At 72.8% G+C, this 22410-nt stretch carries 20 protein-coding genes and 1 pseudogene; 12 read left to right on the top strand and 9 right to left on the bottom strand.

Going from position 1 to position 22410, the window contains the following annotated elements; genetic code table 11:
- Positions 1-330, bottom strand: a pseudogene (locus IEY93_RS10130) (MerR family transcriptional regulator); the annotation flags it as partial.
- Positions 331-461: 131 nt separating this feature from the next.
- Here IEY93_RS10130 and IEY93_RS10125 point away from each other — a divergent pair.
- Positions 462-836 carry a hypothetical protein gene (locus tag IEY93_RS10125; protein ID WP_189162732.1) on the top strand — a complete coding sequence of 125 codons (375 nt, stop codon included), beginning with the start codon at positions 462-464 and terminating at the stop codon, positions 834-836.
- Between the two features lie 224 nt (positions 837-1060).
- On the top strand, positions 1061-4606 hold the full coding sequence (locus IEY93_RS10120; protein WP_189162731.1) for an NACHT domain-containing protein: 3546 nt from the start codon (positions 1061-1063) through the stop codon (positions 4604-4606).
- A 7-nt stretch (positions 4607-4613) separates the two neighbouring features.
- On the opposite strand, the gene IEY93_RS10115 is transcribed toward IEY93_RS10120, so the two are convergent.
- The 7 genes from IEY93_RS10115 to coaA form a co-directional block, all read right to left on the bottom strand.
- Complete coding sequence (locus IEY93_RS10115; protein WP_189162730.1) at positions 4614-6008, bottom strand: cellulose binding domain-containing protein; 1395 nt, start codon at positions 6006-6008, stop codon at positions 4614-4616.
- 134 nt (positions 6009-6142) lie between these two features.
- Entirely contained in the window at positions 6143-6859 is a 717-nt protein-coding gene (locus IEY93_RS10110) for an ABC transporter permease (RefSeq protein ID WP_189162729.1), read from the bottom strand.
- A gap of 64 nt (positions 6860-6923) precedes the next feature.
- On the bottom strand, positions 6924-7841 hold the full coding sequence (locus IEY93_RS10105; RefSeq protein ID WP_229691016.1) for an ABC transporter ATP-binding protein: 918 nt from the start codon (positions 7839-7841) through the stop codon (positions 6924-6926).
- Positions 7838-8740, bottom strand: coding sequence for an ABC transporter permease (locus tag IEY93_RS10100; protein ID WP_189162728.1), 903 nt, complete (start codon positions 8738-8740; stop codon positions 7838-7840). Before IEY93_RS10100 ends, IEY93_RS10105 begins: the two co-directional genes overlap by 4 nt.
- Positions 8733-9647: an ABC transporter ATP-binding protein gene (locus tag IEY93_RS10095; RefSeq protein ID WP_189162727.1), complete on the bottom strand. Its 915-nt coding sequence runs from the start codon at positions 9645-9647 to the stop codon at positions 8733-8735. The genes IEY93_RS10100 and IEY93_RS10095 overlap by 8 nt, the downstream gene beginning before the upstream one ends.
- Positions 9648-9783: 136 nt before the next feature.
- Positions 9784-10755 (bottom strand): DUF389 domain-containing protein, encoded by a 972-nt coding sequence (locus IEY93_RS10090; protein ID WP_189162726.1) that lies wholly within the window; start codon positions 10753-10755, stop codon positions 9784-9786.
- 41 nt (positions 10756-10796) lie between these two features.
- Entirely contained in the window at positions 10797-11720 is a 924-nt protein-coding gene (gene coaA, locus IEY93_RS10085; protein ID WP_189162725.1) for a type I pantothenate kinase, read from the bottom strand.
- A gap of 116 nt (positions 11721-11836) precedes the next feature.
- Here coaA and IEY93_RS10080 point away from each other — a divergent pair, with 116 nt between their 5' ends.
- The 10 genes from IEY93_RS10080 to tsaD all read left to right on the top strand — a co-directional run bounded on the left by IEY93_RS10080 (position 11837) and on the right by tsaD (position 20670).
- A complete protein-coding gene (locus IEY93_RS10080) occupies positions 11837-12187 on the top strand; it encodes a holo-ACP synthase (protein WP_203968549.1) in 351 nt (116 codons plus the stop codon).
- Between the two features lie 89 nt (positions 12188-12276).
- Positions 12277-13779 carry an NAD(P)H-hydrate dehydratase gene (locus tag IEY93_RS10075; RefSeq protein WP_189162724.1) on the top strand — a complete coding sequence of 501 codons (1503 nt, stop codon included), beginning with the start codon at positions 12277-12279 and terminating at the stop codon, positions 13777-13779.
- 29 nt (positions 13780-13808) lie between these two features.
- Positions 13809-14951 carry an alanine racemase gene (gene alr, locus IEY93_RS10070; protein WP_189162723.1) on the top strand — a complete coding sequence of 381 codons (1143 nt, stop codon included), beginning with the start codon at positions 13809-13811 and terminating at the stop codon, positions 14949-14951.
- Between the two features lie 13 nt (positions 14952-14964).
- A complete protein-coding gene (locus IEY93_RS10065) occupies positions 14965-16362 on the top strand; it encodes an alpha/beta fold hydrolase (RefSeq protein WP_189162722.1) in 1398 nt (465 codons plus the stop codon).
- A gap of 133 nt (positions 16363-16495) precedes the next feature.
- Entirely contained in the window at positions 16496-16951 is a 456-nt protein-coding gene (gene tsaE, locus IEY93_RS10060) for a tRNA (adenosine(37)-N6)-threonylcarbamoyltransferase complex ATPase subunit type 1 TsaE (protein WP_189162721.1), read from the top strand.
- Positions 16952-17180: 229 nt separating this feature from the next.
- Positions 17181-17780 (top strand): hypothetical protein, encoded by a 600-nt coding sequence (locus IEY93_RS10055; RefSeq protein WP_189162720.1) that lies wholly within the window; start codon positions 17181-17183, stop codon positions 17778-17780.
- Positions 17781-17803: 23 nt separating this feature from the next.
- Positions 17804-18355 carry a class F sortase gene (locus tag IEY93_RS10050; protein ID WP_189162719.1) on the top strand — a complete coding sequence of 184 codons (552 nt, stop codon included), beginning with the start codon at positions 17804-17806 and terminating at the stop codon, positions 18353-18355.
- Between the two features lie 154 nt (positions 18356-18509).
- Entirely contained in the window at positions 18510-19178 is a 669-nt protein-coding gene (gene tsaB, locus IEY93_RS10045; RefSeq protein WP_189162718.1) for a tRNA (adenosine(37)-N6)-threonylcarbamoyltransferase complex dimerization subunit type 1 TsaB, read from the top strand.
- Positions 19175-19639, top strand: a complete 465-nt coding sequence (gene rimI / locus IEY93_RS10040) for a ribosomal protein S18-alanine N-acetyltransferase (protein WP_189162717.1) — start codon at positions 19175-19177, stop codon at positions 19637-19639. Before tsaB ends, rimI begins: the two co-directional genes overlap by 4 nt.
- A complete protein-coding gene (tsaD, locus tag IEY93_RS10035; RefSeq protein ID WP_189162716.1) occupies positions 19639-20670 on the top strand; it encodes a tRNA (adenosine(37)-N6)-threonylcarbamoyltransferase complex transferase subunit TsaD in 1032 nt (343 codons plus the stop codon). Before rimI ends, tsaD begins: the two co-directional genes overlap by 1 nt.
- A gap of 39 nt (positions 20671-20709) precedes the next feature.
- Here tsaD and IEY93_RS10030 read toward each other — a convergent pair whose 3' ends face one another.
- Entirely contained in the window at positions 20710-22365 is a 1656-nt protein-coding gene (locus IEY93_RS10030) for a coiled-coil domain-containing protein (RefSeq protein WP_189162715.1), read from the bottom strand.
- Between the last annotated feature and the right edge of the window lie 45 nt (positions 22366-22410).

Raw genomic sequence — 22410 nt, 5'->3', positions numbered from 1 at the left:
GGCGACGCCCGCCGCCACGGCGGCGCCGGCGTGCTCCAGCACCCGCCCCGAGTCGAACTCCTGGTCCTGCCCGCCGCCCTGGGCGCCGGCCACGGCCATCTGCCGCACCCGCCGCCGGAACCCCTCGTCGGAGATCAGGCCGGTCAGCTCGGCCCACGCCTCGCGCAGCTCCGCCTCCGGCCGGTCCGGCAGATCGGCGGGCAGTTGCCGCATCATCTGGGCGATGCCCGCCCCGGGCGCGTCGGCGTCGACGCCCGCGAACGCCTGGTCGACGAACTCGTCGATCACGCGCTGCCGCTCCTGTGCCGACGGCTCCGTCAGATCACTCATGATTGTGGTCTCCTCAGTCATCTCGTGGATGGACCGCTGTGCGGGATCCTGACAAGAGACAAGACTTCACCCTCCAGTAGGTGGAGACTCCAATCGTTTTCCGCTCCGGAGGTGAACTAGGGTTGCTCGTCGTGGGGCGAGGACGCGGGCGGCGGTTGACGGTGGTCATTTCTCTCGCCTGCGGCGTGCTCGTGACCTGGATGCTCGCGGCCACCGGCACCGACGGCGACTTCTTCCGCTCGCTGCTCTACCCATGGACGTGCGCGGCGGTCCTGCTGGCCGGAGTGATCCTCGGCGCGGCGGTGCCCGTCCGCACCGCCCTGGCCCTCCTGGTTCCCTTCTCCCTCCCTCAGCCGCTGCTGGCGCTCTGGCAGGGGATGAACCCGCGGCCGGACGGCGACTCGGGTCTGTGGGCGGTCGGTTTCACGGTCTCGGCCCTGCTGCTGGTCTTCTCGGTGGGGTGCGTCGCCATCGGCGTCTGCGTCCGTCTCATGTTCCGCCGCTGAGCCGCGAACGACCTCCGGAGGATCCGTGAACGCCCTCTCGCCGTCGCACGGGCGACGTCCGCGAACGCGCACACGGCGGCTGTCGTACGACTTGTCGGTATCGGATCGGACAAAGGATGTCCGCCGCGCTCCTCGGCCGGGTTCAGTGGAGACGACGGGCACGTTCCGGCCGCAGTCGCGGCGCGTGCCCTCAGAGGTGTTCCGAAGACGCCGGGAGGGGATGGGTGAGAGGCCTCAAAGTCCTCCTGCGGGTGCTGGCCGGCGCGACCGGCCTGGTCGCCGCCGGGGTCGCCACGAACCAGGTGCTCGATGACGGCGAGCTGAGCTGGAACTGGGCGTACGCCGCGCTCGCCGTGGCCCTGCTCGCGGACCTGTCCAGAGAGCTGCTCACCGAGCAGCCACCCGCGCCTCCCGGCCCGGTGCACCGGCCGCCGCACGGCGGCCTCGGGCTCTACCTGCGGCAGTTGCGGGCGAGCGTCGGGTACATGGAGACCCTCGGCATCGCCACGCAGAGCGAGTACGTGCTGCGCATGCGACAGGTCTACGTCGACGTCAGCCTGGTGCCCCGGCCGTCGCACGCCACCGCGCGGGAGCCGTACGTCGGCGCGGTGCGGGCCGCCGCGGTGCCGGGCGAGCGCCGGACGCTGGAGTCGTTCCTCGGCGGTGACGATCGTGGCCGGGTGCTGGCGGTCATCGGCGGCCCGGGGTCGGGCAAGACGACGCTGGTCCGCAACACCACCCTCGACCTGTGCGGACGCCGGTGGCTCCGGCGCCGGCCACTGCCCGTCCTGCTGTACCTGCGCGACCACGCCGCCGCGCTGCTGGTCGGCGAGCCGCCGGGGCTGGCCGCGGTGGCCGTCTCGGCGAGCTGGCTGGACGGGCGGGTGTCCGCCGCCTGGCTGGAGCGGCGGCTGGACCGCGGTGGCTGCGTCGTCCTGCTGGACGGGCTGGACGAGGTCGCCGACGAGGGCGACCGCGCCCGCGTGGTGGCCTGGATCGGCCGGCAGATCGCCCGTCATCCGGGCAACCAGTACGTTCTCACCTCCCGGCCGCACGGTTACCTGTCCAACCCGCTGCCCAACGCAGAGGTGCTGCAGGTGCGGCGGTTCACCCACGAGCAGATCTCGCGCTACCTGCACGGCTGGTACTACGCCATCGAGTGCCGCGCCGCCGACGCGACCGGCCCGGGGATCAGGAAGATCGCCGAGGAGAAGGCCGACGACCTGCTCGCCCGGCTGCGGGCCACGCCCGGGCTGTACGACCTGGCGGCCAACCCACTGCTGCTCACCATGATCGCCAACGTGCACCGTTACCGCGGCCGGCTCCCCGGCAGCCGGGCCGCGTTGTACGCCGAGATGTGCGACGTACTGCTGCACCGCCGCCAGGAGGCCCGCAACCTCGCCGACGCCACCGGCCTGCTCGGCCCACAGAAGGAACGTGTCGTCCGGCACCTGGCGCTGGCCATGATGCGCGCCAAGGTACGCGACCTGCCCGCCGCAGAGGCGGCCAAAGCGATCAGGCGGGCTTTGCGCCAGGTCCCCGGCAGGGTCGCGCCCGAGGTGTTCCTGGAGGAGGCCCGCAAGAGCGGGTTGCTCGTCGAACGCGAGCAGGGCGTGTACGCGTTCGCCCACCTCACCCTGCAGGAGTACCTCGCCGCCGCACAGATCGGCCAGCAGGACGCCGGTCCGCTCCCCGGGCACGTGGACGACCCCTGGTGGCGGGAGACCACACTGCTGTGGGCCGCCAACGCCGACGCGACGCCGGTCATCGAGGCGTGCATGGCCTCGGGCACCGTGCGGGCCCTGGCGCTGGCGTTCGACTGCGCGGAGCAGGCACTCCAGGTGGACCCGGACGTCCGGGAACGGCTGGAGGCACTGCTGGCGTCCGGCGACGCCGAGGAGGACCCCGGCCGCCGCCGGCTGCTCGCCGGGGTCATGGCCGAGCGCACGCTGCGCGAGGTCATCTGGCTCGACGAGAACACCGCCGTCTGCGCCCGCCCGGTGTCCCGCGACCTGTACGACATGTTCCTCCGCGACACCGGCATCGACGGGCACACCTGGTACGCAGGCCAGGACGAAGCCCCGTCCGCCGCCGGTGACGAGGCGGCGGTGGGCATCCTGGCCGGGCACGCCGAACGCTTCGTCACCTGGCTCAACGCCCTCTCCGACGGCGAGACCGCCTACCGCCTGCCGACCCAGGAAGAGATCGCCGACCCCGCGGTCCACCTGGTCGCCGGCCTGACCGGCCGCACCGTCTGGGTGAGCGACTTCGATCTTTCCGTGGTGCTGGCCCCCGGCTCCGGCGGCATCAATATCGTCCTTCATCAGCCGGCCGGGGTCCCCTCACCGTATGCGCCCCGGATCGAGCACCTTCTGCAGCACCCTGCGTACGACGCGGCCCTGTGCGGCGACTACATACGGCTGGTACTGGGCGCGGAGCTGTCCGCCGAGATCTTGGCACAGGCGCCTGTCTTCTCCGAGGCGCTGAGGCGCGCCGCGGAGACATGGCCCGACCACGACCGCGGCGATTTCCTCCTCGTCCTCACCCTGGCGCTGTACCTGAACCTCGACCGGTTGCAGCCTCGGGTGACGCGTACCGACAGAGCCTCCCGTGCGCGGCGTGCCATGGCCCTGGCCGAGGTCATGCGGCTGGGCCGGGCCCTCGGCCTGAACCTCGCCGCCGACCGTGGTATCGCCGCGTACCTCGCCCAGGAGAGAGCGGCGCGTTCCGGGCCGGCACAGGTCACCAGCCTGAAGCCGGCTGTTCGCCTGGGTGATGTGGAGGACTTCACCGGCTCACAGCACCTGCTGGACCTCCCTCGGCGGATCGGCCGACACCTGCAGATGAGCGGGCACCTCGAATCGAGCCGGGTGGACGCGGTGCTGGAACGGGAGGGCGCTTTGGCGCCGTGCCTGGCACACGCCGTCAACCGTGCCGCCGCCGACCGTAGAGGTGCCGACCGGCTCCTCCCCATGTCGAGCGGAATCGGCTTGGAGTTCGGCCCTGCCGGAGTCCTGGCCCGCCTCTCCGGCTCGGCGGAGCCGCTGGCCCACCTGCGTCCCGTCCTGTCGCAGCTTCTGGCATCGTACGAGGACGAGGAGGTCCCCAGCGGCGGAACGGAGCTGCGGCGGGCGCTCGGTCTGGCCCTCGTGCTCGACGACGACCGGTCCGAGGGGACCATGATCGCACTGCGTACTCTGCTCACCCTTTGGCGTAAGCCGGTGAGCCGGGACCGTGACGAAGATGCCCTCGCCGACTTCGATCGCGTTCTCACCGAGTTCACCGGTGGGCTGTCCTTCACACTGCGCCATCGCGGCAATCCGCTCGTCGCCCTGCGCAGGGCCATCCGCATGCTTCATCCCGCCCCGAAGGTTCCGTGGCCGTCGGATGTCCGCCAGAAGCCGGTCGGCCATTACCGTCCCGCGGCGTCGCGAACCGACGACCTCGCCGTAGCCCATCGCCTGGCCCTCGAAGCCGACGACCTGATCGCTCCGGTGCTCTCGGCGGGCGCTCCCTACGACATGCTCGACTTCGCCCACGCGCGCCTGCGCCTGCTCGCCGCCGCGGCCCTGTTGTCCCCCAAAGCGGGACGGGCCGGTGGCCGCGACGAGGAGATGGCCCCGTTATCGGTCGTCGGGGTGGCCGAGGCAGTGGCGGGGGCGGAGGCGGCCGAACTGCTGGCCGAGGCGCTGGCCGGGCTGGCCGGCCTGCAGGAACGCTTCGAGGGCCGCCTCCCCGCCAACGAAGTGATCGTCCTCGTCCGCGCCTGACCGATGCTCAGGTGATCGTGCAGGGGGTGTTGTTGAGGGTGAAGGTCGTGGGGCGGGCGAGGGTGCCGGTGTAGGTGCCGTTGAATCCGATCCCGGTGGAGGCGCCCGTGGCCAGTGACCCGTTCCACGACACGTTGGTGGCGGTGACCGTGGTGCCGCTCTGCGACCAGTTCGCCGACCAGCCTTGGGACACCTTGATCTGCGTGGTCGGGTAGACGAACCGCAGCGTCCACGCGTTGATGGCGGGTCCGGTGTTGGTGATGGTGATGTTTCCGCTGAAGCCGCCGCCCCAGTCGTTGGCCGAGTACGCCACCCGGCACTGCCCGCTCGGCGTCGGCGTGGGGGTAGGCGTGGGAGTGGGAGTGGGAGTCGGCGTCGGGGTGGGGGTGGGTGTCGGGCTCGGGGTGGGCGATGGGGTCGGTGTGGCACTCGGGGTGGGCGTGGGGGAGGACGAGCCGCCGCTGGTGGTGTAGGTGGCCGCCGTGTAGGCCGCCGAGCACTGGTTCCCGCAGGAGGCCGGCAGCGAGAACGCGTACTCCCGCCCGCCGTTGATCAGTTGGTCGGTGATGTCGCGCACCCGGATGCGGTAGTCGGTCCCCGCCTGCGCGGTCGGCGAGATGAGGAACGACTGCCCCATGTCGCGGTTCATCTCGGCCTGCTGCCACGTCCCGTTCGCGAAGTACTCCAGCCCGTGGATGCCGTTGGCCAGGTGCGACACCGCGATGGCCGTCCAGTACCGCTGCGACCCCTGCAGGAACCCGACGCGGATGTCGCCGGTGTAGTCGGGCGCGGGGACGAACGACCAGGTCATCCGCCGGTTGTTGAAGTGGTCCGGCAGCAGGTTCCCCACCGCGGAGCCGTTCTTGACGAACTCGTTGAGCGAGTGCTTGGACAGGTCCAGGTGGTAGGGATCGTCCCTGCACCACGCGTTGGAGTCCCCGCAGCTGTCGGCGACCACCATGGTGAGGGTGGCGCCGTTGTAGGCGTCCGAGACCCACGAGCCGCCCCGGCAGAACGCCTGCCCGGCCGCCCCGTCGTTCACTCCGGTGCAGAAGTCGCCGACCGTCACCTGGACGAAGCGCCCGCAGTTGCGTCCGTTGTCCCACAGGCCGATGCGCGCCGCCTGCGACGGCGGGATGGGCCGCGGGTAGTAGGCGTAGTCGCCGGGGGTGTTGTAGACGTTCAGCGCGACGAAATGCCGGCTGTCCAGTTCCGTCTGGGGCAGACCGCACCCGCCGTACGGCGCGCCGAGCGCGTCGAAGTAGGTGGAGTTGCCGGTCACCGGCCCGGAGGTGTCGGGCACCGCGTACGCCCGCCGGGCGGCGCCGGTGGCGACGAGTGCCACGGCACAGGCCAGCACCAGCAGGACGCGCAGCGGGCGGGAGAGCAACCGGTAGATCATCACGCGCCTCCGGGAACGGATGCCAGCGGCGATCACGGTAGGCCTCCGGCCGGGGACGCGGTAGCGGTGCGCGGACCCGGGAGGGGTCCGCGCAGGTCGCCGTGGCGTGCTGCGTGAAACTTACGCGGCCACGATCACTCGTCGCCGGTGAGGGACAACACCCGCAGCCGCTGCCCGGCCCAGACGACGGCGCCGATGGTGACGATCAGGACGGCGGGGACGGCGAAGCCCATGGTGACCGTGGGCTTGAAGAAGTCGGTGGAGGTGAGCTGGCCCGCGAAGGTCTGCGCCCACTGCTGGATGGAGAAGTTGCGTGCCCCCGGCACCAGGCCGCCGACCAGGCTCTCCCAGACGACGGCGTAGACCACGCCGATCGTCACCGCGTGCCGCGTGATGACGCCGAGCAGCAGGAACACCGCCGAGTAGGCGATGCCGCCGATCAGCGCGCCCAGCGCGAAACCGGCCGCGATGCCGGCCTCGCCACGCAGGAGTAGGTAGCCGGCGACGAACGTCGGGACGGCGGCGAACACCGCGAGCAGCGAGGCGGACACCGCGAACTTGGTGACGGCGATCACCGGGCGGGAGATCGGCTTGGACAGCAGATGCATGATCGTGCCGTCGTCGATCTCGGGGGCGATCGTGCCGGTGCCCGCGATCAGGCCGAGCAGCGGCAGCATGGTGCCGATCGCGTAGACCTGCATGAGGGTGACCACGGCGCGCTCGTCGGTGCTGCCCACGGCGCGCAGCAGCACGGCCAGGCCGAGCAGCACGAGCGGGAGCAGGATCAGCAGCAGGACCCGGCGGCGTCCCAGCACGGCGCGATAGGTGATGCCGGCGACGACCGCGTTCATCGCCGGCTCCTGAGGACGTCATGAGAGGCCGCGAGGGCGGGGTGGCGTGGGCGGTACGGGGCGGTCATCGGGTGCTCCGGGAGATCAGGTAGGAGAAGACGCTCTCCAGGTCTTCGTCCGCGGGGGAGAGCTGCCAGACGGTGACCCCGGCGTCGCGGGCGACCCGGGGAAGCAGCCAGGTGAACCGGCGGAAGTCCACGGCCTGGACCTCCAGGCCCGCCTCGGACAGCGACACCGCCCCCGAGGAGGCGTCGGCGATCAGCGCGGCGGCCAGCCGGCGGTCGTCGCTGGAGCGCACGCGGAACAGGTGGGGCCGGTCGGTCATGCGGCGGCGGATCTCGCGGAAGTCCCCGGAGGCGGCGTGCCGGCCGGCGACCAGCACCTCGATCTGCTGGGCGACCCGCTCGACCTCCTCCAGGATGTGCGAGCTGAACAGGATGGTGCGCCCCGCGGCGCCGAGCTCGGTGACGAGGTCCATCAGGTGCAGGCGCTGGCGGGGGTCCATGCCGTTGAACGGCTCGTCCAGCAGCAGCACCTGCGGCTCGTGCACCAGCGCCGCGGCCACCTTGACCCGCTGGCGCATGCCCTTGGAGTAGGTCTCGATGCGGCGGTCCTTCGCGCCCTCCATCTCGACCATGGCGAGCGCCTTGGCGGCGGCGTCCTCGGGGGAGGGCAGGCGGTGCAGGCGGGCGCTGGAGAGGACGAACTGCCAGCCGGTGAGGAAGCCGTAGACGGCCTCCCGCTCGGGCACCAGGCCGATCGACCGGTAGATCTGGTGGTTGCGCCAGATGGGCCGCCCTTCCAGCGTCGCGGTGCCGGTGGAGGGGGCCAGGAACCCGGCCATCATGTGCAGCAGGGTGGACTTGCCCGCGCCGTTCGGGCCGAGCAGGCCGGTGACGCCGGGGCCGATGGTCATCGTGACGTCGTTGACGGCCACGACGTTGCCGTACCAGCGGGAGACCTGGGTCAGCTCGATGTTCACGATGAGGCCGCCTTGCGGTAGCGGAGCAGGAGCGCGGCCACCGACAGGGCGATGATCGCGAGCACGCCGGCGGCGGCGACCGGGCCGCCCACTCCGGGCGGGTAGCCGCCGTCGTTGTTGGGCGGGGTGCCGAACAGCCACACCTGTACGGCGTCCACCAGGAAGAACGGGTTGATCAGCCAGGCCCACGCGGCGGCCTCGTCCCGGCTGATCGACTCGAACACGCCGACCAGCACGCCGGAGATCGCCGACGCCAGGAGGTACACGGCGATGACCGCGGCCACACCGAGCCCGCGCCGCGGGGTGAACGACGCCAGCGCGACTCCGGCGCAGGCCAGCAGCACGGCGAAGACGACCGAGGTCGCAAGCGCGGCGAAGTACTCCCCGGAGTGCGGCGGGCCGGGCAGGTCCACCAGCAGCTCGCCGATGTACAGCGTGGTCAGCGGCACCGCGATCAGCAGGAACAGCGCGGCGGCCATGGCGGCGAGCTTGGCCGCCACATAGTCGGCCGTGGCGATCGGCCGGGAAAGGTACAGCGGGAGCACCCGGAAGCGCAGGTCGGGGGCCACCAGATAGGGGGACTGCGCGGCGAGGAACACCGCGAGCACCGGCTGCATCACCACGGCGTACGACGGATAGGTCATCGCCTGCCGCTGGATCAGCGCCATCGCGGCGATCGAGACGGCGGCCGGCAGCATCATCACCCCGAACAGCACGAACGGCATGATCTTGGCGCGGGCGGTGCGGCCCAGGCCGAAGACGCCGCGCAGGCTGTGCAGCGTGAGTGCGGCGAAGGCGTGGCCGCGGCCGAGCCGCGCGCCCTCGTAGTGCCGGTAGCCGATGTCGTGGATGACCCCGATGGGCTGCGCCGGGGCGGGCGCGGGGACGGCCTCAGACATGGGCGGCCTCCTCCCGGAAGACGTCCTCGATGCGGTGGCGGCCCTGCTCCAGCCGGACCAGGTTGAGGTCGAGGTCGCACACGGCGTCCCGGACGAGGTCGAAGGCGGCGGGCGAGCCGGTCTCGACCTCGACGGCGAGCGTGCGGCCGTGCGGGGTGACCCGCCGCCCCGCCTCGGTCAGCCGCGCGGCCAGCCGGTCGGCGCCCTCCTCCACCTCGACGATGATCGACTGGGTGGCCTGGGTGAACTCCCCGATGGCCGAGGAGCGCAGCAGCCGCCCGCCGTCGATGACGATGACGTGGTCGCAGACCCGTTCGAGCTCGCCGAGCAGGTGGGAGGTGACCACGACGCTGATGCCGAACTCGCCGCCGATGCGCCGGATCAGCCCGAGCATGTCGTCGCGGCCCTGCGGATCGAGGCCGTTGGTGGGCTCGTCCAGGAACAGCAGCCGCGGGTCGTGGACGAGGGCCTGGGCCAGCTTGACCCGCTGCCGCATGCCCGTGGAGTAGCCGCCGATGGGCCGGTAGCGCTCCTCGTACAGGCCGACGTGCCGCAGGGTGTCGGCGGCGCGCTCGCGGGCGGCGCTGCGCGGCAGGCCGGACATCTGGGCCATGTGCACGGTGAACTCGGTCGCCGACATGTCGGGCGGCAGGCAGTCGTGCTCGGGCATGTATCCGACGACGCGGCGGATGTCGAGCGCCTGCGAGGCGGGGTCGAGGCCGAGGACCGTCGCGCGGCCCTCGGTGGGGGCCAGCAGCCCGAGGAGGATCTTGATGAGCGTCGACTTGCCCGCGCCGTTGGCGCCGACGAGGCCGGTGACGCCCGTCTCCGCGGTGACGGTGAGCCGGTCGAGCGCCGTCACCCGGGGAAAGCGCTTGGTGAGCCCCTCGGTGGCGAGGATGGTCATGCTGAGGACACTATCCAAAGCTCAGGCCACCGAGCCTCCCTCACACGGAGGAACCCCGCCTCCTCCCCGGGACGGGCCGCATCCGGCCATGGGGACGAGGCGCGCCGTCCGCCGAAGGCGCCATGACCCGGTACGGCTAGGGGCGCCAGGCGCCCGCTGAGCGGGGAGATCGCGGAGCGCGGGCGATGCGCAGGCCGTACCGCGACCAGAAGTAGTGCTGCACCAGCAGCGTCACCGTGCCCGCGATCACCATGCCCACGATGTTGACCGCGAGCTGGGTCACCGACCCGCCCACGTCGCTCCACCTGCCGAGCGCGACCGCGACCGCGGCGTACCCCGCGGCCGGCACCGTGGTGACCGAGATGAACACCCCGACCAGGGCCGAGGACTTGCCGGCGGTGACCGACAGCACCCCCGCGCCGCCGGCGAGCAGCGCGACGACCAGCGACCACTTGTCGGGCTTGACGATGAACTCCACCTCGTCGTGCCCGTTGAGGCTCTGCGGGCCGATCCAGCCCACCGCGGCGAACAGCAGCGCGCACACGCAGGTGACGGCGATGGCCACCGCGAACCCCGAGGCCAGCGCCCGGACGGCGGAGGTGATGAGCCTGCGGTCGCGGCGCAGCAGGCCGAACGAGATCGCCGCCACGGCGCCGAACTCCGGGCCGAGGACCATCGCGCCGACGATCAGGATGATGGACGGCAGGAGCACGCCGATCGCCGCGAGCAGGGTGGCGATCGTGAGGAACGCCAGGAACGCCCAGGTGATCCGGCAGTCGCCCGCGACCTGGCGGGCGAACTCCTCCCACACCACGGCGTCCTCCGGAGCGCCCGGCGCCTCGGCTTCGGCGGTGTCGGCCGCCTCCGACAGCGACAGGTCGACCCGCTCGACCGCGATCGACCCGTCCTCGGGCAGCCGCAACTCCTTCAGTCGCTCGATGACCTCGTTGGTCGCCTCCCGCGCGGCGTCGAACAGGACCACGTCGCCCTTGGGACGGTGCCCGGCGCCGGGCAGTACGACGATGTTCGTGACGCCGCCGGCGCCGTCGAGCAGGCCGAGGACGTCGGTGGTCCGGTCGGCCGGGGAGATCACCCGCAAGTGCAGCACGAGCAAAGCCTAGGTACGCCGCCCGGGTGGTACGTGCGGGATCAGGCGCGGCGGAGCTGGACGCGGCGTACCGAGTGGTCGGCCCCCTTGTGCAGGATCAGGCCGGCGCGCCCGCGGGTCGGGGCGATGTTCTCGATCAGGTTGCGCTCGTTGACGTCCCGCCACACGTCCTTGGCGAACGCCGTCGCCTCCTGTTCCGACAGCTCCGCGAGGTAGGAGAAGTACGACTTGGGGTCGGAGAAGGCCGTGCGGCGCAGCTTGTGGAACCGGTCCACGTACCAGGAGCGGATGTCGGCCACCTCGGCGTCCACGTAGATGGAGAAGTCGAAGTAGTCGTTCACCGCGAGCGCCGTGGGCGGGGCCGGCTGCAGCACGTTGAGGCCCTCGACGATCAGGATGTCGGGCCGCCGCACGGTCTGCACGGCACCTGGGACGATGTCGTACTCCAGGTGGCTGTAGACGGGGGCGCTGACCTCCGGCACCCCGGCCTTGACGTCGGCGACGAAGTTCACCAGCGCCCGGCGGTCGTAGCTCTCGGGGAAGCCCTTGCGGTGCGGGATGCCGCGCTCCTCCAGCACCTTGTTCGGGTACAGGAACGCGTCGGTGGTGATCAGGTCGACCCGCGAGTGCTCGGGCCAGCGGGCGAGCAGGGTGTGCAGCAGCCGGGCCGTGGTCGACTTGCCGACCGCGACGCTGCCCGCCACGCCGAGGATGTACGTCGTCGGCTCGTGGTCGTCGCCGAGGAAGGTGTTGACGGCCGCGCTGCGCTGCCGGGCCCCGGTGAAGTGCAGGTTCAGCAGGCGGGTGAGCGGAAGGTAGATGTCGGTGACCTCGGTCAGGTCGATCGGGTCGTCGACGCCCCGCAGTGACTCGAGCTCCTGCGCGGTCAGCGTGAGAGGCGTGTTCTTGCGCAGCCCTCGCCACTGCTCGCGGGTGAGCTCGACGTAGGGGTTCGGTGCCTCCATGGGCGCAAACTCTACTGACGCCCCCCGGTTCGATCTCCTCCGCCCCGCCCCGCCGGGCGCCTCCCAAGGTGGTGCGGCGGGGAGAGATGGGGGCCGGGCTGCGGCAAGATGGGGCCGTGATCGTGGGCATCGGGGTGGACCTCGTGGACATCGGGCGCCTGGGCGCCGCCCTGGAGCGCACTCCGGCGCTGCTCGACCGCGTCTTCACCGACGCCGAGAAAGGGCTGCCGGTCGCGTCGCTGGCCGCCCGCTTCGCCGCGAAGGAGGCGGTGGCCAAGGCGCTGGGCGCGCCGCCGGGGCTCGGCCACCGGGAGGCCGAGGTCACCGTCGCCGAGCACGGCCGCCCGGTCCTCGGGGTGAGCGGCCGGGTCGCCGAGGTCGCCGACCGGCTCGGCGTGCGGCGCTGGCACGTCTCCCTGAGCCACGACGGCGGCTACGCCATCGCCTACGTGATCGCCGAAGGCTGACGGCCCGACGGCCCGGTGGGATTTCGCGGGGGCGGGCGCGCGGCGGGTGCGCTTCGCGGGGGTGATCGGGGCGGACTACATTCGGTGAGATGCTGACCGCGTACACCTCCGACGAGATCAGGGCGGCCGAGCGCGAGCTGATGGCCCGCCTGCCCGAGGGCACCCTGATGCGACGCGCGGCCACGGCCCTCGCCGTCGCCTGTGTGAACGTCATGCCCCGCGTGTACGGCTCCCACGTCGTCCTGCTGGTGGGCAGCGGCGACAACGGCGGCGACGCGCTGTACGCGGGGGCCGACCTCGCCCGCCGCGGCGCCCGCGTCCACGCCGTCCTGGCGGGCCGGAAGACGCACGAGGGCGGCCTGGCCGAGTTGCTGCGCGCCGGAGGCCGCACCGTGCCCGCGCGGGACGAGGCCGCCGCGGCCGACCCGGCGCTCGCCGCCCTGCTCGGCCGCGCCGACGTCGTCCTCGACGGGCTGGTGGGCATCGGCGGCACCGGCCCGCTGCGCGAGCCGTACGCGACGCTGGCCCGGCTGACGGCAGGGCTGCCCGGCGTGGTGGTCGCGGTCGACGTGCCGAGTGGAGTGGACGCGAGCACCGGGGAGGTCGCGGGCGAGGCGGTGAGCGCCCAGCTGACCGTGACCTTCGGCGCGGTCAAGGCCGGCCTGCTGATCGACCCCGGCGCCGGCCGCGTCGGCACCCTGCACCCGGCGGACATCGGCCTCGGGCCGTACCTGCCCGACCCCGGCGTCACCGCGCTCACCGGCCCGGACGTCGCCGACCGGCTGCCCCGGCCCGGCGCGGAGTCCGACAAGTACCGCAGGGGCGTGGTCGGGGTGGTCGCGGGCAGCGACCGCTTCACCGGGGCCGCCGTGCTGTCGGTGGGCGGCGCCGTACGGGCCGGGGCCGGGCTGGTGCGGTTCGCGAGCGCCGCCGAGCCGGTCGCCCAGGTGCGGGCCAGGTGGCCGGAGGCCGTGACCACGATCCTCGCGCCGGGCGAGGGGGTCGGCGAGGTCGGCCGGGTGCAGGCGTGGGTGCTCGGGCCCGGCATGGGCACCGGCGACGACGCCCACGCGCCGGCCCGCTCGGTCCTCGACACCGATGTCCCGGTGCTGCTCGACGCCGACGGGCTCACCCTGGCCTCCCGTGACCCCGGGCTGCTGCGCCGTCCGGCTCCCACGCTGATCACACCGCACGCCGGCGAGCTCGGCCGCCTGCTCGGCGTCCCGCGCGCCGAGATCGAGGCCCGCCGCCTGCATCACGTCCGGCGCGCGGCCCGCGAGCTCGGCGTGACCGTCCTGCTCAAGGGGTCGACCACCTTGGTCGCCGAGGAGGGCAGGCCGGTACGGGTGAACGTCACGGGCACCCCCTGGCTGGCCACCGGCGGCACCGGCGACGTGCTCGCCGGCATCGCGGGAGCCTTCCTCGCCGGGGGCATGAGCTGCTATGACGCCGCTTCGTGCGCCGCGCATCTGCACGGCCTGGCGGGCCGTCTCGCGGCGGGCGAGCCGGGGGCGGGCCAGGCGCCGATCGCGGCCCTCGATGTGGCCCTGCACGTCCCGGCGGCCGTCCGTGCTCTCATGGCGAGTGCCTGACCGGCCCGATCCCCTGCGAGACTGAGAGAGTGAGTCTCCCGACGGACGCTTCCCCGGCGACACCCGGCCAGGCCCGGGTGGACCTCGCGGCGATCGCGCACAACATCACCCTGCTGCGCAGGCACGCTCCCACGGCCGAGCTGATGGCCGTGGTCAAGGCCGACGCCTACGGCCACGGTCTGGTCCCGGTCGCGCGCGCCGCGCTGGCCGCCGGGGCCTCGCGGCTCGGCACCGCGGTGCTGCGCGAAGCCCTCGACCTGCGCGCCGCGGGGGTGACGGCGCCCATCCTGACCTGGATCATCACTCCCGGCGAGCCGCTGGAGGAGGCCGTGGCCGCGGACGTCGAGCTGTCCGCCGCCGCGGCCTGGCTGCTGGACGACATCGCCGCCGCGGCCCGGCGGGCCGGCCGCCCGGCGGGCGTGCATCTCAAGATCGACACCGGGATGTCGCGCGGCGGCGCCACCGCCGGCGAGTGGCCCGCGCTGCTCGAACGGGCACTGGCGGCCCAGGCCGAGGGCGCCATCCGCATCGCCGGGCTGTGGTCCCACCTCGCCTGCGCGGACATCCCCGGGCATCCCGCGATCGAGGCCCAGCTCGCCGCCTTCGAGGACGCCCTCGCCGTCGCCGAGAAGGCCGGGGTGACCGGGCCCGGCGTCCTGCGCCACATCGCCAACTCGGCCGCCACGGTGGCGCTCCCGCAGGCCCACTACGACATGGTGCGTCCCGGCATCGCGGTGTACGGGCTCAGCCCGATCCCCGAGCTGGGCGACTTCGGGCTGCGGCCCGCCATGACGCTCACCGCCCGCCTGGCCATGGTCAAGCGGGTGCCGCGGGACTCCGGAGTGTCCTACGGCCACCTGTACGTCACCGACCGCGAGACGACGCTCGGGCTCGTCCCCCTGGGCTATGCCGACGGGGTGATGCGCGCGGGCACCAACCGTGCGCAGGTGTGGGCGGCCGGGCGGCGCCGCACGGTGGCCGGCCGCATCTGCATGGACCAGTTCGTGATCGACCTCGGCGACGACCCGGCGAGCGTGGGCGACGAGGTCGTCCTGTTCGGTCCGGGCACGGAGGGTGAGCCGACCGCGCAGGAGTGGGCCGATTCCCTCGGCACGATCACTCATGAGATCGTGACCAGGATTGGTTCACGCGTGCCGCGCGTTCACCACTGATAGGAGGTCGTGAATGTCCACACGGCGCAGGGTCGGGATCGCCGGAGCCGTCTTCGGGACGGCGTCGGCGGGCCTCGCGGCGACCGCTCTGGCCAAGCGGTACGTCGTCGGGCGCATCCGTCTGCGTCCGGACCTGGAGGCCAGCGAGCCCTTCGGCGAGCTGCGCGGGCGCCGCACCACGGTCACCACCTCCGACGGCGCGGAGCTGTACGCCGAGGTGGACGGGCCGGAGGACGCTCCGCTCACCGTCGTCTTCTGCCACGGGTACACCCTGAACCTCGACTCCTGGCACTACCAGCGGCGTGACCTGCGCGACCGTTATCGCCTGGTCTTCTGGGACCAGCGCTGTCACGGGCGCTCGGCCCGCACCTCGGCCGACGACTGCACCATCGACCGGCTGGGCGACGACGCGGCCGAGGTCATCAAGGCGCTGGTCCCCGGGCCGTGCGTCCTGGTCGGGCACTCCATGGGCGGCATGACCGTCATGGCCCTCGCCGACAGCCATCCCGAGCTTTTCGGTGACAAGGTGCGCGGCGTCGCCCTCATCTCCACCTCGGCCGGCCGGCTCGCCGAGATCACGCTCGGCCTTCCCTCGCTGGTCTCCAAGCTCGTCCACTGGGCGGCCCCGCCGGCGGTGTCGGTGCTCGGCCGGCGCGCCGCGCTGATCGACCGTGGCAGGCAGGCCGGCAACGACGTGTCGTTCCTCGCCCTGCGTTACCTGGCGTTCGGCGACCCCGCCAAGGTCAGCCCGACCGTGGTCGACTTCGCCGAGTCGATGATCCGCTCCACGCCCACCGACGTGATCGCCGACTTCTACCCGGCGCTGATGTCCCACGACAAGCTGGCCGCCCTCGACGTGGTGGGCAAGGTACCGGTCGAGGTCATCGTGGGTGAGAAGGACTGGCTAACCCCTCCCGAGCACAGCAAGGCCATCACGGCCACCGTGGCCTCCGCCCGGCTGACCGAGGTCCCCGACACCTCGCACCTGGTGCTGCTGGAGAAACCGGTGATCATCAACCAGGTGATCGACGACCTGCTCGCGCGGGTCGAGGAGGTCGAAGAGGTCGAGCGGGCCGAGGCCACCACGGCGGCCGGGCCGTCCGTCGGGTCCGCACCGCAGGCGGCCCCCGCGGCCGGGCCGAAGGACGTCGGCCCGGCCGAGCGCAACGGCTCGGCGAAGGCCGCGGGGACGGCGAAGGCGACCGGCACCGCGAGGACGCACCCCGGAAAGGCCGACGGCGCCGCGAAGACACACGCCGCGGGGAAGGTCGACGGCAGCGCGAAGGCGGGTCGCCGGGCCGAGAAGGCCGGCAAAATCGAGCGCCCCGGGAAGGCGGAGCAGGCCGACAAGGCCACCGGGACGGCCGCGAGCGGGGAGAATGACACCGCGGCGACGGAGGGGGCGTCGTGACGGCGCGTCCGGCCGCTGCCGCGTCCCCGCCGTTCTGCCGGACTTCCCGGTTCGCCGGGCCTTCCCCGGCGTTTCGCGAGCCGGGCGGGGTTCGAAGGACGATTCTGACCAGGTACAGGGTGGAGGGCCACTGATGAGGCGCGCGGCGACGACCGAGGACATGTGGGCGCTGGGTGAGCAGATCGCCCGCCTGCTGCGCCCCGGAGACCTCGTGGTGCTCTCCGGGCCGCTGGGCGCCGGTAAGACCACCCTGGTGCAGGGCATCGCCGAGGGGCTGAAGGTCCGCGGCCCGATCACCTCGCCGACGTTCGTGATCGCCCGGGTCCACCCGTCCCTGACCGGCGGTCCCGCGCTCGTCCATGCCGACGCCTACCGCCTCGGCGGTGCGCTGGAGGTCGACGACCTCGACCTGGACGCTTCGCTGGACGACTCGGTGACGGTGGTCGAGTGGGGCGAGGGCCTGGTCGAGGGCCTGACCGACGACCGGCTGGAGATCGCGATCGAGCGGGCCGGCGAGGGTGACGAGCGGCTGGTACGGCTGCGCGGCGTCGGCGCGCGATGGAGCGGCCTGGCCGGCTCCGGCGTTTGACCGGCTTTTTCTGATCTAGACCGGTAATCTGGCGTGCCTTGACGGGTGCCCATCTTGCTATGGATCATCGGAATGAAGATCGTTCCAATGGATTGCCCTGATTTTTCTGGGTATGCAGGTGGGGGAACGTCTGGGCATGGGTGCGTCGGGCGGGGTCGGATCGCAGGCGAAGTGGAGTGCGACGGTGCACAGGTTCGGGCAGGTCGCGGTTGCTGGAGCATTCTTACTCTTGGGCGGCGTCGCCTGCACGGCGGAGGCGCAGAGCTCCCCGTCGGCCACCCCGACCCCTACGGTGAGCAGGCAGGACATCCGGGTCCAGCTCACTCCTGAGCGCGTGCAGGACGGGGCGACCCGCTCCATCCGGGTCCGCGCCTTCTGCCCCGTCCCGCAGGGCGGCACCGCCTACCGCGCCACCGCGCGCTCGGACGCGTTCACCGGCCTGGTCACCCTCACTCAGCCCGCACCGGCCACCCCGGCCGCGTCCTCGACTCCGGTGACCGCGGCCGCGCCGCCGCCGGAGGTGCACGGGTTCGCGATCGTGGACGAGGACGCCAAGCCGGGGCGTTTCCAGGTCGAGGTCAAGTGCGAGGGCACCAACGACATCGGCAAGGCCACCCTCACTGTGGTCGCCCGGCCCAAGGCCACCGCGACCGCCACCCGCACCCGCGTGGTGCCCACCCGCGCGCCCCGGGCGGGCGGCGGCGGCACGGCGGCCGGCGGGCCCGCCGAGGAGCCTTCCGGCATCCCGGGGGTCGTGATCGCGGCCGGGCTCGTCGCGGTCGCCGCCGGAGGCATCGCCGTGGCCCGCCGCAGGTCCAAGGCCGGCTGACCGGGAACACCCGCGCACCCCCGATGGCTGATTCCCCCAAATGGCTCAAGGTCGTGGCGGTCGGCTTCCTCGCCGGCACGGTCATGTTCGCGCTCAACAACCGGGACAAGGACGACTCCACGCCCCGCAAGGCCACCGTGGCCGTCCCCAAGCGGCTGGACATCCCGTCGCTGAACCTCAAGGCGCCGCTGATGAAGCTCGGCCTCCAGTCCGATGGCGAGGTCGAGCTGCCGCCGTTCGAGAAGCCCGCGACGGCCGGGTGGTTCGAGGAGAGCGTCGTCCCGGGGGAGGAGGGCGCTTCGGTGATCATCGGTCATGTGGACACCAAGACGGCCCCCGCGGTCTTCTACCGGCTGCGCGAGGTCAAGAAGGGCGCCGTCGTGAAGATCCTCCGCAGTGATGGCAGGACCGCCACCTACAAGGTCGACACGGTGGAGCAGGTGGCCAAGGACCACTTTCCCGCCGAGCGCGTCTACGTCGAGGACGGTCTGCGCCTCGTCACCTGCGGCGGCACCTTCGACCGCAGGTCCCACGAATACCTGGACAACATCATCGTCTACGCCTCCCGCGCCTGACCAAGCTCTCCGCTCACAGCCTGTGAGCCCTCCAGCCCCAGCCCCAGCCCGTGCTCGCGCCTCTGCCCCTGCTCGCGCCCGAACACCGCGCGAGCGGGGCGAGCGCCATGGGCAGGGAACGAGTGCGATCGGATACGCACTAGGCTTGATGTTCGTGCTGGTCTTGGCCTTCGATACCGCGACTCCGGCCGTCACGGCGGCGTTGCACGACGGCGAGCGGGTGCTCGCCGAGTCCACGACGATCGACGCCCGCCGCCACGGTGAGCTGCTGGTTCCGTCCGTGCGCGAGGTGCTGCGCCAGGCGGGCGCGTCGCTGCGCGATGTCACGGCGATCGTCGCCGGGGCGGGCCCCGGGCCGTACACCGGCCTGCGTGTGGGGCTGATGACCGCCCAGGCGTTCGCCACGACGACGGGCGCTCCGGCCTACGCCGTGTGCACGCTGGACGTGCTGGCCTATGCGAGCGGTCTGTCCGAGCCCTTCCTGGTGGCGACCGACGCCCGCCGCAAGGAGGTCTTCTGGGCGCACTACGCCGACATGCGCACCCGCCTGGCCGGGCCCGCGGTGGACCGTCCGGGCGACGTGCCCGGTGGGCTGCCGCTGGTCGGCGCGGGCGCGCTGATGTACGCCGGTGTCCTGGGGGAGGAGCGGCTGGTGCCGGGCGCTCCTGAGTATCCCTCGGCGGGCGCGCTCGCCGCGCTGGCCGCCGAGCGTCTCGCCGCGGGCGTGACGCCGGACGACCCGGTGCTGACGGCGCCGCGCCCGATCTACCTGCGCCGGCCGGACGCCACGGTGCCCGGGCCGCCGAAGAAGGTCACCACATGACACCGGCGACGCTGCGCCAGATGACCGAGGCCGACCTGCCGGCGGTCGTGGCGATCGAGCGCGCGACGTTCCCGTTCGACGCCTGGAGCGAGGGCATGCTGCGGGGCGAGCTGGCCGACCAGCCGCGCACCCGGCACTACATCGTCGCGGTGCTCGACGACGAGGTCGTCGGGTACGCCGGGCTGGCCGCCGCGGGCGACCAGGCGGACGTGCAGACGATCGCCGTGAGCGCCCACCGTCAGCGGTCCGGCATCGGCGGCGCGATGCTGCGCGCGCTGCTGGAGGAGGCCGTGCGCCGCGGCGCGACGGCGGTGTTCCTGGAGGTCCGGGCGGACAACCCTCCAGCCCAGACGATGTACGAGCGGTTCGGCTTCGAGCGCATCGGGCTGCGCCGCGAGTACTACGACGACGGGACCGACGCGATCATGATGATGAAGAAGATGGACGGGGTGGAAAGCTGATGGCTGACGAACCTCTGGTCCTCGGCATCGAGACCTCCTGCGACGAGACCGGCATCGGCATCGTCCGCGGGCAGACGCTGCTGGCCAACGCGGTCGCCTCCAGCGTGGAGGAGCACGCGCGGTTCGGCGGCGTGGTGCCCGAGGTGGCCTCGCGCGCCCATCTGGAGGCCATGACCCCGACGGTCGAGCGGGCTCTGGAGCAGGCGGGTCTGCGCTTCTCCGACATCGACGCCGTGGCGGTCACGGCCGGCCCGGGCCTCGCGGGCGCGCTGCTGGTCGGGGTGGCCGCGGCGAAGGCCTACGCGCTCGGGCTCGGCGTGCCGCTGTACGGCGTCAACCACCTGGCCGCGCACGTCGCGGTCGACCAGCTCGAACACGGCCCGCTGCCGAAGCCGTCCATCGCGTTGCTGGTCTCGGGCGGCCATTCCTCGCTGCTGCTGGTGCCGGACGTCGCCAGGGACGTGATCTCCCTGGGCTCGACGGTCGACGACGCGGCGGGTGAGGCGTTCGACAAGGTGGCCCGGGTGCTCGGGCTGCCGTTCCCCGGCGGGCCGCACATCGACCGGGCCGCCGGCGCCGGGTCGGGGTCGGCCGTGGCGTTCCCGCGGGGCAAGTACGACGACGGCACGCTCGACTTCTCCTTCTCCGGCCTCAAGACGGCCGTGGCGCGCTGGGTGGAGGCCAAGGAGCGCGCGGGGGAGCCGGTGCCGGTGGCGGACGTCGCCGCGTCCTTCCAGGAGGCCGTGGTGGACGTGCTGACCCGCAAGGCGCTGCAGGCCTGTGAGCGGTACGACGTCAAGGATCTGCTCATCGGGGGTGGTGTCGCCGCCAACTCCCGGCTGCGCGCGCTCGCGCAGGAGCGGTGCGACGCGGCGGGGGTGCGGCTGCGCGTGCCGCGGCCGGGCCTGTGCACCGACAACGGGGCGATGATCGCGGCCCTGGGCTCCGAGCTGGTCTCCTCCGGTGTGAGCCCCTCGTCTCTGGAGATCCCCGCCGACTCCTCCCTGCCCATCACCGCCGTCAACGTCTGACGCGCGAGCGGTGCCGGCTCGCCCTCAGGCGGGCCCGGCTCAGTCCTTGGCGGCGCGGGTGGGGCGCAGGAGGGCCTCGGCGAGGGCGAGCATGGTCTCTTCCAGGGCGCCGAGCCTGCGGGTGAGGTCGCTGTGGGTGGGCTGGACGATCTGGTCGACGGTCTGCGACAGCTGGTCGCGGTCGGGGCGGGCGCGCACGAGCTCCACCAGCTCGGCCAGGGACGGCAGGGCGGCGACGGTCTCGGTGAGCCGGTCGTCGAGTGCGTCGAAGCGCCTGCCCTGGTCGCCGCTCTGGGCGTTGATCAGCTCCCCGACGCGCTTGGGGACCTCGCCGACCTCCAGCAGGGCCGGAAGCTGCCCGACCCGCTGGTTGACGGCCTCGACCCGGTCGTCCACCATGTCGAGCCGCTCGTTGACGTCCTCGAAGTTCGCGTCGATCGCGCCGAGCCGCTCGTCCTGCTTCCCCAGCCGGATGTCCACCTGCGCGAGCGTGCCGTCCATCGTGCCGAGCCGGTCGGCCACCTGCGCGAGCCCGGCGTCCATGCCGGTCACGCGCCCGTCGAGGGCGGTGAGGCGGCCGTCGGCGTCGGTGAGCCCCTGCTGGACGCCCATGACATGCCCGTCGAGGCCGCTGATGCACGCCTGGGCGGTCTCGATGCGCCCGTCGATGCTCTGCAGCCGCACGTCGAGCGTCTCCAGCCGGCCCTCCACCGCGCCGATGTGGCTGTCCACCCCGTCGAACCGCGCCGAGACGACCTCGTCGAGCCGCCCGGTGACGTCGTCCAGCCGGCCGTCGACGCCGTCGAAGCGGGCCGCGATGCTGGTCAGGCTGCCCTCCACGCCGGCCACCCGCCCGTCGAACCCGGTCAGCCGGTCGGCCACGGCGTCCAGGCGCCCGTCGACGCCTTCCAGGCGTTCCTCGACCCCTGTGAGCCGGGTGCCGATGGCGCTCTCGGCGTCCGTGACGCGGGAGGTGAGCCCGTCGATCTTGCCGGCGAGCTGCTCGACCGAGCCGGTGAGGCGCTGGAGCACCGTCGAGAACGTCTCGTCCAGACTCTCGCTGAGGTCCAGGACGCCGCCCTCGACCCGCTCGGTGCGCTGGGTGAGGTCGAGCAGCGCCTTGTCCACCCGGGTGAAGCGCCCGCCCGCGGCCTCCATGCTGGAGGTGAGCTGGGCCAGGCGCCTGGTGAGCTCGGCCAGCTGATCGGGCATGCCCTGGGCGCCGTCCAGGACCGCCTGGATGCGTTTGAGGGCCTCGGCGACCCCCTCGCGCACGGTGGCGAGGTCGGTCCACAGGCTGGGCAGCTCGGTGATGGGTTTGACGCGGTCGCCGACCGCCTCGATGCGGTCGCCGAGCCCGGCGACACGGTTGCCGACCCCGTCCACCCGGTCGCGGACGATCTCGACGTGCTGGGCCAGGCCCTCGGCCCAGGCCGGGGGACGGGTGACCAGCTCGCCGAGCCTGCCGCTGACCCCGTCCAGCACGCCGCTCAACCCGCCGAGCTCGCGCTCGCGGACCTCGCGCAGCAGCCACTCCATGCCTTCCAGGCGTTGCCGGATCTCGTCCAGGACGGCGCCCTGGGTGCGCTGCTCGTAGACGTGATCCTGCGCCGCCCGGGCGAGCAGCTCGCGCATGCGGTCGGAGATGGCGGTCTGGCTGCCAGCCTGGAGGAGGGTGTGGTTGGAGTGGTCCACCGAAAGCTCCTTCACTCGCGGGCGGTCGGCCGCTCGGCGGTGGGG

Origin of the sequence: Sphaerisporangium melleum (genome assembly GCF_014646695.1) — a bacterium.
GTDB classification, from domain to species: domain Bacteria; phylum Actinomycetota; class Actinomycetes; order Streptosporangiales; family Streptosporangiaceae; genus Sphaerisporangium; species Sphaerisporangium melleum.
The sequence above is the reverse complement of the archived record's forward strand: the minus strand, read 5'-3'. Positions and strand labels throughout refer to the sequence as shown.